Annotated in this window: 13 protein-coding genes and 1 tRNA gene; 4 read left to right on the top strand and 10 right to left on the bottom strand. The window is 34.5% G+C overall.

Annotation, left to right across the window (positions count from 1 at the left end; translation table 11 throughout):
* The first annotated feature begins 4 nt into the window (after positions 1–4).
* Both KORDIASMS9_RS10650 and KORDIASMS9_RS10645 read left to right on the top strand, forming a co-directional pair.
* Positions 5–676, top strand: a complete 672-nt coding sequence (locus KORDIASMS9_RS10650; protein ID WP_114902827.1) for an ion channel — start codon at positions 5–7, stop codon at positions 674–676.
* Positions 663–1,154, top strand: a complete 492-nt coding sequence (locus KORDIASMS9_RS10645) for a phosphate-starvation-inducible PsiE family protein (protein WP_114902826.1) — start codon at positions 663–665, stop codon at positions 1,152–1,154. Before KORDIASMS9_RS10650 ends, KORDIASMS9_RS10645 begins: the two co-directional genes overlap by 14 nt.
* Before the next feature lie 15 nt (positions 1,155–1,169).
* Here the strand turns inward: KORDIASMS9_RS10645 and KORDIASMS9_RS10640 are convergent, their stop codons facing one another.
* Complete coding sequence (locus tag KORDIASMS9_RS10640; protein WP_114902825.1) at positions 1,170–2,231, bottom strand: adenylate/guanylate cyclase domain-containing protein; 1,062 nt, start codon at positions 2,229–2,231, stop codon at positions 1,170–1,172.
* Between the two features lie 164 nt (positions 2,232–2,395).
* On the opposite strand from KORDIASMS9_RS10640, the gene KORDIASMS9_RS10635 reads away from it, so the two are divergent.
* Positions 2,396–2,821, top strand: coding sequence for a TerB family tellurite resistance protein (locus KORDIASMS9_RS10635; RefSeq protein WP_114902824.1), 426 nt, complete (start codon positions 2,396–2,398; stop codon positions 2,819–2,821).
* Between the two features lie 70 nt (positions 2,822–2,891).
* Here KORDIASMS9_RS10635 and KORDIASMS9_RS10630 read toward each other — a convergent pair whose 3' ends face one another.
* The 8 genes from KORDIASMS9_RS10630 to KORDIASMS9_RS10590 form a co-directional block, all read right to left on the bottom strand.
* Positions 2,892–3,722 (bottom strand): universal stress protein, encoded by an 831-nt coding sequence (locus tag KORDIASMS9_RS10630; RefSeq protein WP_114902823.1) that lies wholly within the window; start codon positions 3,720–3,722, stop codon positions 2,892–2,894.
* A 325-nt stretch (positions 3,723–4,047) separates the two neighbouring features.
* The gene (locus KORDIASMS9_RS10620; protein ID WP_114902822.1) at positions 4,048–4,287 is read right to left on the bottom strand and encodes a hypothetical protein; all 240 of its coding nucleotides are present in this window, start codon (positions 4,285–4,287) and stop codon (positions 4,048–4,050) included.
* Positions 4,288–4,741: 454 nt separating this feature from the next.
* The gene (locus tag KORDIASMS9_RS10615; RefSeq protein WP_114902821.1) at positions 4,742–6,256 is read right to left on the bottom strand and encodes a S8 family serine peptidase; all 1,515 of its coding nucleotides are present in this window, start codon (positions 6,254–6,256) and stop codon (positions 4,742–4,744) included.
* A 37-nt stretch (positions 6,257–6,293) separates the two neighbouring features.
* Positions 6,294–6,857 (bottom strand): phosphatase PAP2 family protein, encoded by a 564-nt coding sequence (locus KORDIASMS9_RS10610; protein ID WP_114902820.1) that lies wholly within the window; start codon positions 6,855–6,857, stop codon positions 6,294–6,296.
* Positions 6,857–7,129 carry a twin-arginine translocase TatA/TatE family subunit gene (locus tag KORDIASMS9_RS10605; RefSeq protein ID WP_114902819.1) on the bottom strand — a complete coding sequence of 91 codons (273 nt, stop codon included), beginning with the start codon at positions 7,127–7,129 and terminating at the stop codon, positions 6,857–6,859. The genes KORDIASMS9_RS10610 and KORDIASMS9_RS10605 overlap by 1 nt, the downstream gene beginning before the upstream one ends.
* Positions 7,130–7,500: 371 nt before the next feature.
* Positions 7,501–9,765: a M1 family metallopeptidase gene (locus KORDIASMS9_RS10600; protein WP_114902818.1), complete on the bottom strand. Its 2,265-nt coding sequence runs from the start codon at positions 9,763–9,765 to the stop codon at positions 7,501–7,503.
* A 65-nt stretch (positions 9,766–9,830) separates the two neighbouring features.
* Positions 9,831–10,331, bottom strand: a complete 501-nt coding sequence (locus tag KORDIASMS9_RS10595) for a DUF6702 family protein (protein WP_114902817.1) — start codon at positions 10,329–10,331, stop codon at positions 9,831–9,833.
* 83 nt (positions 10,332–10,414) lie between these two features.
* Positions 10,415–11,179, bottom strand: a complete 765-nt coding sequence (locus tag KORDIASMS9_RS10590) for a carboxypeptidase-like regulatory domain-containing protein (RefSeq protein ID WP_114902816.1) — start codon at positions 11,177–11,179, stop codon at positions 10,415–10,417.
* 142 nt (positions 11,180–11,321) lie between these two features.
* Between KORDIASMS9_RS10590 and pepE the strand changes: the two genes are divergently transcribed.
* On the top strand, positions 11,322–12,026 hold the full coding sequence (gene pepE / locus KORDIASMS9_RS10585) for a dipeptidase PepE (RefSeq protein WP_114902815.1): 705 nt from the start codon (positions 11,322–11,324) through the stop codon (positions 12,024–12,026).
* Between the two features lie 33 nt (positions 12,027–12,059).
* Here pepE and KORDIASMS9_RS10580 read toward each other — a convergent pair.
* Positions 12,060–12,132: transfer RNA gene (locus tag KORDIASMS9_RS10580), tRNA-Gly, on the bottom strand.
* Positions 12,133–12,177 lie beyond the last annotated feature (45 nt).

The raw sequence follows: 12,177 nt of genomic DNA, 5'->3' as shown, positions 1-12,177 counted from the left end.
AGTAATGTTAGAAAAATTATATCCACATCGTTTTAGTATTTTCTTTATCAGTCAAATAACCATACTTTTTGGCTCGCTTTTAATTCCGTCTGGAACGTTGGAAGATATTATCATGTCACTTTTTTTTATTACTAATTTACTTGCTGGTATTTTAGTGATTTCAAAAAACATACAACTCGTTTGGATATTTTTTGGACTCTTTATAATAATGCTTTTAAATTTCATATTCAACCTAGAGGCTGAACAACGTTTTTTTAGATATATAAAAATGGGGACGTATTTCTCATTTTACACCATTGTGACCATTCAAATTATAAAACAAGTGTGGGAAGCGAGTATTGTTAATAAAAACGTAATTCTAGGATTAATAAGCGGCTATATTTCTTTGGGATTGATAGGTTTTTTTATCTTTATTTCCATACAAATGATTGATCCGAATTCATTCAAAGGAATCTTAGATGCTTCTCATGGCGACACATTGCTAGAACAATTAATGTATTTTAGCTATATTACCTTGTTAACCATTGGATATGGAGACATTGTTCCTGTAACTGCCATTGCAAGAAAAGCAACGATTTTAATTGGCTTAATGGGACAAATTTACCTCGTAATTATTACCTCTATTATTGTTGGAAAATATATTAATCAATTAGCACAAACAAATGAAAAAAATTGATAGAAAAATATTAAACGTAGTTGAATCTATTGAAAAATGGATCATCATTATATTACTATTCTCTTTACTGTTAGTTGTTGTTTATACCGCAATTGTATTCTTAGGAATGCTATTTGGTGGTATTATTGACGGTATTCAAAATTCATTCTCAAAAGACAACAACATCATGACGCATTTGCATCAAGTATTTGGTGGTTTCTTATCTGTTTTAATTGGAATTGAATTACTGCACACCATTAAAATGTATTTAAAGGAAGACGTAGTGCATGTCGAAATCGTATTGTTAGTCGCGCTGATTGGAGTTTCTAGACATGTAATCGATTTAGACATCGCACACATGAAACCGCTAACCCTTTTCGGAATTAGTTCTTTAATTATCGTATTAGCTGGCGGTTATTACTTGATCAAAAAAGTAATGCGTACGGATAAAAATGCAGCGAATCAATTAGAGAAACGTACGGAGAGTTTAAAAGACTAAACTAATTTTTTACAGTTACAAGTTAATCCGCTCTACAGAATACACTTTTAAAGCAACATTTTTTCCTTTCAAAATAATTTCGTCTTCAAACTGCGCGCTAAAATCTGAATCTAATGTGAGCGCATTTTTTAGATGTTCAGAAATCACCATTTCGGCTTTCAACCGATTGCATTCACCTTCCAACCTTGCTGCGGTATTGATGGTATCTCCGTGATACGCAATTTCACGTTTTAACTTTCCAACTTCTGCCACCATGACAACGCCTGTATTGAGTCCTGCTTTAAATTCGGGCAATACGCCGTACGTATTCATATAGTACGATGCTCGTTTATGTATGCCATCTTTAAACGCGAAAAAAGCACGAATGCAATTGTTGTTTTTCAAACCATCTTTGGGAGACCAAGTTAACACCGATTCATCTCCTACATATTGGTAAATTTCAGCTTCATATTCATTCACAACTGCCAAATCATCAAAACAATCTTGAATCAGTTTACTATACAATACATGACCTAATTTCTCTGCGTAGGTAGTAGAACTTCTCAAATCTAAGAACATAAATATTTTTTCATCTTCGCGCGGTGCGTAAAACGTTCCTTTAATCATTTTTAAAAGATTTCCCTTTCCCAAAACCAAGTCAATATAATCGACAGTATTTATGGTAAAATTGACAATCAAAGCAAATAGAAAAACAACCCAAAGTCCATCTAAATCATTTAAAAAAGTAAGGATATCTGTGCCTTCTTCTAGGATGTTTGCACTTTTAAAAATGACAAAAACACTAATAACGATAAAAATGGCGGTGATCAATTGCAGTAACAAAGAGTAGATTTGCAGTTTGAAAAATGGTACTCTATTCTTTACAAATTTATTAATTAATACTTGTAAAAAACCATATACAAATGCTTGTAACAACCATGTTACCACGAAAATAATCAATTCATTAGCGTAGGTAGTTTCTATAAAGGTAATTTTTCCTTTATTGGTGTTAGACACCAAAAGCCAAATAATACTTGCCACAAACCATCCGATTATATAACTTTTTAAAACACTTGAATATTTGTAATTCAGTTTCATAAAATGGTTTTCATTTTCAGGAAAATAAGATAGTAATTTATACCTAAATCAGTACACTTCTTTTGTTTCAAATTAACGATTATTATGTTACAATAATTATGATTGTAGCGGTTTATTAATTATCTTGTATTCATTATTATTGAATAATACTTAAATTATAGTTTATGAGTTCACAAAATGACCATTCACGCAGTCAATATCATGATGCTTTTTCGGCGATAATGAAGATTACTTTTAGAGATGGAGATACTACTGAAGATGAAAAAGTTTTTTTGAAATACTTAGCCACTAAACTTGGAATTTCTGATGCAGAATATAAAACGATTAGTGATAACTATATGAAACAAGCTATTGAAGCTCCGTATACGTATACTGAACGTTTAGAGAATTTTTATAAAGTTGTACAAGTCATCTACGAGGATAAAGATATTGAAGGAAAACACCAATCAATGTGGCTAGAGCGTATGGCAAAAGCCATGGGATTCAACCCAAGTAATGTACAATATATTGTTGCTAAATCGCTAACTTTATTTAAAGATGGAACGGATTTAGCATCTTACAAAGAAGCGATCAAAAACATGAATTCCTAACAATCTTACGATTGTAAATAAAAAAGACCTAACGAAATTCGTTAGGTCTTTTTTATGATATATATATAAATTACATTTTAACGGTCAGTACAGGCAATTTTGCATGATTTGCCAAATCTTCTGTCACACTTCCACCAAAGAAATGACTCAATCCTTTACGTCCGTGTGTTGTCATGGCAATTGCTTTTGCTCCTGACCTTTTAGAATGATTTAAGATTCCATCTTCTACGGTATAATCAGCCACATACTTCACTTTATTTTTCCAGCTTTCTGCGTTCGCTTTCGCAAAAAAGTCTGCCGCTTTTTCTTCAAGTTCGGCTGTACTTTTAAATTTATTGCTAGGTACATTTACATGTAATAACGAGACATTGCTTGCCAATTCTCCTAATAAGTTAGTAGCTTTTTGAAATGCAGGAATGCTTTCTTCTGAAAAATCAGTAGCCAGCACAACATTATCAAAATTAATGTCTGTGTTTTTTCCTTTAACTACTAATACTGGAGTTTCACTAAAACGAACCACTTTTTCTGTATTCGATCCTGTAAAAATTCCGTCGTGATTACTGTGTCCACGGGATCCCATGATGATTAAATCTGCATTTTCAGATTTTGCAACCGCATCTACTTCTTTCAGTACTTTATGATGCTTAATCATTGGCACCACATCTAAACCTTCTAAATACTCTTTATCTAAAAACGATTCAAATTCTTTATTCGCTAATGCTAAATTGAATAGCATTTCATTTTGTCTATCAGAACTTGAGTTAGAAATGATCGATTCTGACAACTCTAACATATTCATAACAATCAATTGAGAATTGTGCTTTTTAGCAAGTGCGGCAGCTGTTTCTAAAGCATATTCTGAATGCTTTGAGAAATCAACAGGAAGGATAATCTTCTTCATAATGTAGTTGGTAATTTGAGTTTTTGTTTAGTAAATTCTATTAAGAACGAAATTTACATAAATTAATTGTCAGTTGCTAAAATATCTATGTGATTATAATAATACCAATTTGATTATAAAATATTAGGACATCGAAAGAAAAAAAGAGAATCCATCATACAATACGCTTACAAAAGAAAGCCAACCACATTTAGCAAACGTGATTGGCTCTTTGGATATCCTTTGGGAGCGCTTTCAAGAAAATCAAATCCTAGTGATAGATATTATGATAAAACAACTTAAAATTGCTAAAAGGCAATCTGAAAAGTAAAAGCTTTCGTTTTATTCAATATTTATGTGCATCACTCAAGTTCTTTGATGCTCGAATAAGTTCTGCATAAGCACTGACAAAGTATTTTGACACTTTGAGTATTCCATAAATTGCCACACCACATAGTGCTACTTTAGCTACAGTGTGCTTTAATACTTTTTTTGTATCAATGAGTGGTTTGGTTGATTTAGGAATCAAAGCCAAATCTAATTTGTCTACAATTGATTTTCTTTTTGTTTGTTCTTTACGTACCATTTTTTCGTGTATTTTTATTGTAATTACATGAGAAAACTGATACTTTTTCAGCGATAGATAAACAGCTAAAATCAGTCAAAAATTTAGTAATTTTAAGGTGTCAAAAGAGTACCGTTTCCGAGTACCGAAAAGCATAGAAATTGACCCTTTTTTGGACTCCTTATTTTGTAACTATCTGAAAATCAAATACGAAAAATTTAACCAACTGTTAACTGTTTAGCTGTTAGCTGTTTAGCTGTTAGCTGTTAGCTGTTAGCTGTTAGCTGTTAGCTGTTAGCTGTTAACTGTTAACTGTTAACTGTTAGCTGTTAGCTGTTAGCTGTTAAAAGAAATCTTTTTCAATTTAAAATACCAAACAAACCAAAAGATTTTAAAGAATCTTTTGTAATAAAAAAACTCTCGCCATGACGACGAGAGTTTCTCCCTATTTACTAAACTAAATATGCCAACTGTTCTATTGAACTGCTTGCAATGCGTTTATATTTCCATATCCGTACTGAGAACTTCTGTTTGGATATAGATCTGCAGACTGTTTCAATCTGTTTAATACCTGTGTTTTTGACCAGCTAGGATGTCTTGACCATACAAGCGCTGCAATTCCTGCTGTTGTTGCCGTTGCTACTGATGAACCACCAACATAATCCGTTTGTCCATTATAGTAACTTAGTACTGGCGTTGTTCTACTTCCTTTGCCATCACGCTGCATAACTACGGTGAAATCAATTTTGCTTCCTTTGTGGCAAATGTCACACTCTTCATAGTAATTTGCATCTGTTACACCTGTTACAGCTACCGTTTCATCCATCCATGCTGGAAATATCACTCCTACAAAGTTAGTGAAACTTGTGGAAGTACCACCAGCAGCAAAGATTAATTTTCCTCTATTGTTTGCATATCGCACGGCATCTTTGATTCTTCCAACAGAAATGATATGCCCGATAGACATTGAAATTACTTTTACATCGCTTCTGTTTCCAAGTGCTGTTAATGCATTTGCAACCCCTTTTTGCTCGTGATAACCGTCTAAAAGTACATTTTTTGTTCCACGATAACTAATTAAATTTGAATTATATGCAACTCCTACTGGCATTCCATTGTTATTTCTAGGCGCAGTTGCTACTGCCGTCATACTTGTTCCATGTCCACATTTGTCATTTGGACCATCTGTCCTGCTTGACCAAGGCCACCAAGAATCTACAAACGTTCCAAATTTTTGAACATATCTTCCTGAAGAATATCCATCATTGAAGTTTCCGTTCATTAAAGAGTTGTTTGGAGTTAATCCTGTATCAATAACTCCGATTCCTACGCCAGCTCCTGTACTGTAATTCCAAGCTGATGGAATGTTATGCTCGTAAAACGTCCAAGGTACTTTGGCTCCTGGGGCTATGGTTGTGTAATCGGCAGCATTGAGTGTTGCTGATTCGTATCCGCAACCTGCTCCAGATTTTGCAGTTGCTTCATGATCTAAGTAGCGATATCCTGTAGGTTCAATGTATCGAATTCCTTTTTGTGAGAGTAAATCTACTACGGTTGCTAAATTTTCTATTTTAACATCAATGATGTTGAGTTGATCGTCATCGTCGATTAAAAAATCGCTCGTTTTCTTTTGTCCATTGCCATCTATGGTTGCAATTCGCTGAATGAGTTGGTTTTTAATACCTGCTGCATTGGAATCATTTTTGTTAAAATCGTTGTCATCATTTCCATATCCAATGGTTAAGATTTGATCACCGTGAACGGTGGCACTCCATATGGTGTGTGCGTCCATTTTTGTCCACTCAAATTGTTCTCGGTTGGAAACAGTTTCGTTGATTTTGGTGTTGATTTGTGCTGGAGTTAATGGCTTCGCTTGTAAGTTTTCAATGTTGCTTTCTTCTTCTACAGTTTCAAATGCGGTGTCATTTGAACAAGAAATTACGCCAAAAGCAACCACTAACACGGCTAGTCTTAGGTTAAGATTTTTCATGTAATATTGTTGATTGGTTAAAATTTTAACGAATATATTAATAAATTCGTAATTTTACTATGCGTGCATTGCAAATTCGATGAAATGCAATTCCAATCAAAATTCCAATAAGCATTCCTGTGAAGATATCGGACGGATAATGAACTCCGAAATAGAGGCGGCTGTACATGAACAGCAAAGGCCAAATGACCAAGAGTCGTATCTGCGGAAGCGATTTTCTCACCATTAAACACATAAAGGTGGTAAAAGCTACGGAAACGGTAGCATGTCCAGAGAAAAAGCTGTAATTTTTGGGTTGAATGACAATGTTTAGAAACGGCGCCACCGATGGATCGTTGCAAGGACGCATGCGCTCTACACCTATTTTTACAAGTTCTACAACGAGTAAAGAGCATAATAAAATGCCAATGCCATAACCGATAATGTATACGGCTTGTTTTTTTGGAAATTTTCTGTAGATGCTATAAAAAATAAAGATGATGAGTGGAATCCAATAGATAAATTTTGTGACGGAGAGCCAAAAGATTTCAAATTGCATATCTCCTAAATTGTTTAGATAAATGAGCAATTCTTTATCGTATGTCAACCAGCTATTGAGCATTAAAATTGCCTTTTGATAGGTCCTGACATGTCATCAATATCTTCTTTTACTTTGTTGATTTCATTTTGAACATCACTGGCAATATCAGTATCTATGCCACTGTCTTCGGCACTTTTTTGAATTTCATGCTTTATTTCATTTGTAGCATCTTTTAATTGACGCATTCCTTTTCCTAAGCCGCGCGCAATTTCAGGAATTTTATCCGCACCAAATACCATTACTACAATGAGCATGATTACAAATATTTCTCCACCACTAATAAATAATACCATGTTTATTCAATTATTATACAAATATAATCAAGTAAATCCTATGATGAACTTGTTTGATCTTTTTTTCTTGTCTGAAACACTAGTGCTTTCTGTTATTTTTTCTGTAAACTTTTCATTAAATAACGTGAGTTCGATATAAATATTATGCTATGTACTTTATTGTTAATACATTACACTTAATGTCAAATCGAGCGCAGTCGAGATTCCTTTGAAAATATCAATTCTTAGCTGTTCTCGACTGCGCTCGAACTGACAAGTGTTTATTTTTCAGTAAATTACAAGTAAAATAAAGGTTTTTTAAGTCGAACTCACGTTAAATAAGAAAAGCCAGCGATATCGCTGGCTTTTACATGGTGTTGTATGTCGCAATGTTATTGCTTTATTTTGTCTTCTTTGAATTTGTTGAAGTCTGATTGCCCTTCTTCTTTTGGCCAGAAATTGTTTGAGGTATCAATATCGGCTGTTTCTAGCTTTGGATCTAACTGAATGTTGACTAATTTTTTTTCTGATGCAACAACAACTTTCGCACGATTGTCATTTTTTCTCCAAATTTGCGCTGGATATTTGATCATTTCTTTTGATCCATCTTCATAGGTACATTCAAAAATAATTGGCATTACCAAACCACCTGGCTTGTTGAACTCAACTTCATAGAAATATTTTGGATCGTCCATGGCTGCTCTTTCTTCTGCCGTAAAATTATCCATTAAGTATTCCTTTAAAGATTCACTGCCTTCTTTGTTTATTACAGATTTCCCTTCGTTTTCTTTTTTGTATCGCTCGTCATCTTCTGGAATAAAGTACACAAAACTTCTATTGCTCACATTACGTACTCCAACTTGGTATTTTTTTACACCTTCAATTCCGATGTCTACAAAATCTGTTGTGTAAAACCAACCTCTCCAAAACCAATCTAAGTCAATTCCAGAAGCATCTTCCATCGTTCTGAAGAAATCTTCAGGAGTTGGATGTTTAAATTTCCAACGCTGTGCGTATGTTTTGAATGCATGATCAAATGCATCATGTCCCATAATTGTTTCTCTCAAAATGTTTAATCCTGTTGCTGGTTTCCCATAAGCGTTTGGTCCTAATTTGAATACATTTTCAGGATTCGACATGATTGGCGACAAGCGATTTTGACCGCCTTTCATGTATGAAACTATTTTAGATGGTTCTCCTCTTCGTGAAGGATATTTCCCGCCTGTAGATGCAACTGATTCTGGATGCGCTTCAGCAAATTCTTGTTCAGCTAAGTACTGCATAAATGTATCCAATCCTTCGTCCATCCATCCCCATTGACGTTCGTCAGAGTTGACAATCATAGGGAAAAAGTTGTGTCCAACTTCATGAATGATCACACTGATCATTCCAAACTTGGTACGTTCTGAGTAGCTTCCATTTTCGTTTGGACGACCGTAATTCCAGCAAATCATTGGATATTCCATTCCTTGATTTTTAGCATGTACTGAAATTGCTTTGTGGTATGGATAGTCGAATGTATGTTTTGAATACGTTTTTAATGTACTTACTACAGCTTTTGTTGAATATTTTTCCCAAAGTGGATTTCCTTCTTTCGGGTACATAGAAACTGCCATCACTCTTGTACCATTGATATTTACCGCTTGCATGTCCCAAATAAACTTACGCGATGTTGCAAATGCAAAGTCTCTTACATTTTCAGCGTAGAACTTCCAAGTTTTCTTTTGGTTTGAAAAGTTTTTCTCAGCGGCTTCTATTTCGTCTTGTGTCACAATGATTACAGGTTCGTCATACGATTCTAACGCACGTTCATACCGCTTCATCATTTCTTTTGAGTATACATTTTTTCTATTTTGCAGCTTTCCGGTAGCGTCCAATATATGATCTGCAGGAACAGTAATGCTTACTTCATAGTTTCCAAATGGCAACGCAAATTCACCATTTCCCCAAAATTGATAGTTTTGCCAACCTTCTACATCATTATATACTGCCATGCGTGGAAAAAACTGTGCAATGACATAGGCGTAGTTTCCATCTTTTGCAAAGAATTCATATCCTGAACGCCCTCTATTGGTAACGTGATTGTTGATATTGTACCACCATTTGATAGAAAAAGAAACTTTATCACCCGACTCTAATGCCTTTGGTAAATCGATACGCATCATCGTTTCATTGATTGTAAAAGACATTGGTCTTCCTTTCGAATCTTTTACATAATCAATATTGAATCCTCCATCAAACGGATCTGCTACATAACTCCCTACAAATTTAGAAGCTCTTTGCATCCGCGGAATTCTCCCTCCATCTTTTACTTTTCTCAGAGAATTTTTAGCACGAACATTCTGGTCTAGTTGTACCCAAAGGTATTCTAAGTCATCTGGTGAATTGTTTGTGTACGTAACGGTTTCAACTCCGTAAATTTTTTGATTTTTATCATCCAACTCAATCTCCATTTCATAGTCGGCCTGTTGTTGGTAGTATGCTTTTCCTGGAGCTCCAGAAGCTGTACGGTACATATTTGGGGTTGCAAATTCTTGATATAGTTGTCTGAACTTGTTTGTATTGATATGCCCTTGAGGTTTTTTGTCTTCTTGTGCTGTGACAAGATTTGCTCCCATAAATAAGAAAGCTAAGAGGTAGAAATGTATACGTTTCATTAGGTTTGTAAAAAATAGGTTTGTGGTTTTCCAACTCCAAAAGTAACTATTTTCAAATTTTGTTGTTAAAATTTTAACAAACCTTTATCGTTTTCCTTCACTAATAATAAACTTTTCCGTGAATTATTGATTTTTACATGCACCAAATTCTGTTGATCTTCTTCTATTTCGTACAATAATCCATTTTCAATTTCGAGCGATTGCACACGTTCAATATCTTCTATTTCAAGATAACACACCGTTACATCGTCTTCGTATTTTTTTCCAATAAAATTGATGGCTTTTATTTCTCCATTCACCCAAATCTTGATTTTTTTGGTCAAATATTTTCGCATGAAACCTTCCACAACTTCTGGATTTTTTTCAACTGTTAATTCCTCTTGAAGACCGTAGCGTTCTTCCAATACACGCTGAAAATCGTCAATGAAAATCCGCGTAGTAATTTGCAACGCTTTGTCGGGTTTGCTATGTTCTATAGTAGTCACACTCACATAAAACTTATGCGCTGTCGTAAATGCAAACAACGGAACTAGTAGGAATAGTAAAAGGAATCGTTGAATTTTCATGAAATTAATTGACGTTTATCGTATTGTCACAAAGATATCCAAAAAGCATTCCATTTTTAAAAATTTTGCTTGAATGCTATTTTTTAATTTTTGGTTTCTTTCAAATTGAGGTATTCTTTGCTGTGTTTTACCATAAAATCGATCATTAAGAACTCATTTTTTTCTAAGAAAATATCTTCAGAAGGCATTTGATCGTCACAATAATATAAAAAGGCACTAATTTTATCTTCTGGAATTCCTAAGTTATCTGTAAAAAATTCGTCTTTATAGCGATAGCGAACTTCATTAAAACTAGTGCGTTCATAAATAGCTTTTGGCTTTTCTTTATTTTTCCCACTGCCTTTAAAAATGGCATTTACCAACATTCCTACTAAGCCAAGCACATTGGCACCTCGAAACTCCATTTGGCTCAACGCTTCATTCCGCACTTCCGAATACCGGTCGTCTGCAAATTGATAATCTTTGTATTTTACAATTTCTTCTTCTTGAAAATCAAGGAATTTATCTCTATTTTCTGGACTAATTACGACTTCGTCTAAAGCTTCTACTTTTTCTTTCACCTCAACCACCAAACGATTGTTCTCAATAATTTTATCCGTAATTACAATTTCCTTAATGGTATATTGAACCGAAGAAAAGATTAAAATATCATCTTTTTTGGCTAAAATTTCAAATTCACCTTTCTTGTTAGTGGTTGTTCCTTTACTGGTGGTATTATTGACAATATTCACACCTGTTACTTTAACGTCTCTGTACACAACGGCACCACGCAATATGTTACGTTCTGCATCTTGCGCAAGCATTATGGTGGAAAAGAGTAAAGAAAATAAGAGTAATGTTGGTTTCATAGCTATGGTTATTGTTGGTTAAACGGTATTCTTTTTTTATAATATAAAGAACTTACTTTTTGTCCTTAAAAAAATGCCAATGGACATTAAACTTTTGTTAAAACCTTTTAATGATTATTTTTACACTTAGAATTTATCTTTTATGAAAAACCTCATCATTGCCAGTACGTCCACTGTTCACGGAAGCGATCCGTTAGCATATTTGCTTGACGAACTTTCCATCTTTTATAAAGATACGGAAGAAATTTTATTTATCCCATACGCACGTCCAGGAGGAATTACCCATGATGCATATACGACTGCTATCGGAAAAGCCTTTGCGAAGATTAACAAAACCGTTCGCGGCATTCACGAATTTGAAAATCCCGCTGAAGCTATTGCCGATGCAAAAGCAATTTTTACAGGTGGCGGCAATACATTTTTATTGGTTTCTCAATTGTATGTGTATCAAGTGATACAGCCATTACGAGAAGCTATTTTTAACGGAACACCGTATTTAGGAACCAGTGCAGGAAGTAATATTTGCGGATTGACTATGCAAACCACAAACGATATGCCAATTATATATCCGCCAAGTTTTAAAACCTTAGGTGTAATTCCTTTCAACATCAATCCACATTATTTAGATCCGATAGAAGGCAGTACGCACATGGGCGAAACTCGTGAAACACGCATTAAAGAATTTCATAAATTTAATTCGTTGCCTGTAGTGGGCATTAGAGAAGGAAGCTGGATTCGCGTCAAAGGCGATCAAACTACGTTAGAAGGTCCGCACAGTGCTCGAATTTTTGAACAAGACAAAACACCTGTTGAACTATCGACAGGATCCGAAATTATATTTCCATAAAAAAAGCCGATTCATCTGAATCGGCTTTTGTAGAGCGAGAGACCGGGTTCGAACCGGCGACATTCAGCTTGGAAGGCTGACGCTCTACCAACTGAGCTACTCTCGCATTAGCGGATGCAAATATAGAAAAATAACAATTCTCTTTCCAAAT

It is taken from the genome of Kordia sp. SMS9 (assembly GCF_003352465.1).
Lineage (GTDB): Bacteria > Bacteroidota > Bacteroidia > Flavobacteriales > Flavobacteriaceae > Kordia.
This window is presented reverse-complemented; position numbering and strand designations above follow the sequence as displayed.

Coding starts and splice junctions, on each gene's coding strand:
- KORDIASMS9_RS10600 (WP_114902818.1), bottom strand. CDS start 9,765: ATGAAACGTATACATTTCTACCTCTTAGCTTTCTTATTTATGGGAGCA.
- KORDIASMS9_RS10595 (WP_114902817.1), bottom strand. CDS start 10,331: ATGAAAATTCAACGATTCCTTTTACTATTCCTACTAGTTCCGTTGTTT.
- KORDIASMS9_RS10610 (WP_114902820.1), bottom strand. CDS start 6,857: ATGCTCAATAGCTGGTTGACATACGATAAAGAATTGCTCATTTATCTA.
- KORDIASMS9_RS10635 (WP_114902824.1), top strand. CDS start 2,396: ATGAGTTCACAAAATGACCATTCACGCAGTCAATATCATGATGCTTTT.
- KORDIASMS9_RS10645 (WP_114902826.1), top strand. CDS start 663: ATGAAAAAAATTGATAGAAAAATATTAAACGTAGTTGAATCTATTGAA.
- KORDIASMS9_RS10590 (WP_114902816.1), bottom strand. CDS start 11,179: ATGAAACCAACATTACTCTTATTTTCTTTACTCTTTTCCACCATAATG.
- KORDIASMS9_RS10615 (WP_114902821.1), bottom strand. CDS start 6,256: ATGAAAAATCTTAACCTAAGACTAGCCGTGTTAGTGGTTGCTTTTGGC.
- pepE (WP_114902815.1), top strand. CDS start 11,322: ATGAAAAACCTCATCATTGCCAGTACGTCCACTGTTCACGGAAGCGAT.
- KORDIASMS9_RS10620 (WP_114902822.1), bottom strand. CDS start 4,287: ATGGTACGTAAAGAACAAACAAAAAGAAAATCAATTGTAGACAAATTA.
- KORDIASMS9_RS10630 (WP_114902823.1), bottom strand. CDS start 3,722: ATGAAGAAGATTATCCTTCCTGTTGATTTCTCAAAGCATTCAGAATAT.
- KORDIASMS9_RS10605 (WP_114902819.1), bottom strand. CDS start 7,129: ATGGTATTATTTATTAGTGGTGGAGAAATATTTGTAATCATGCTCATT.
- KORDIASMS9_RS10650 (WP_114902827.1), top strand. CDS start 5: ATGTTAGAAAAATTATATCCACATCGTTTTAGTATTTTCTTTATCAGT.
- KORDIASMS9_RS10640 (WP_114902825.1), bottom strand. CDS start 2,231: ATGAAACTGAATTACAAATATTCAAGTGTTTTAAAAAGTTATATAATC.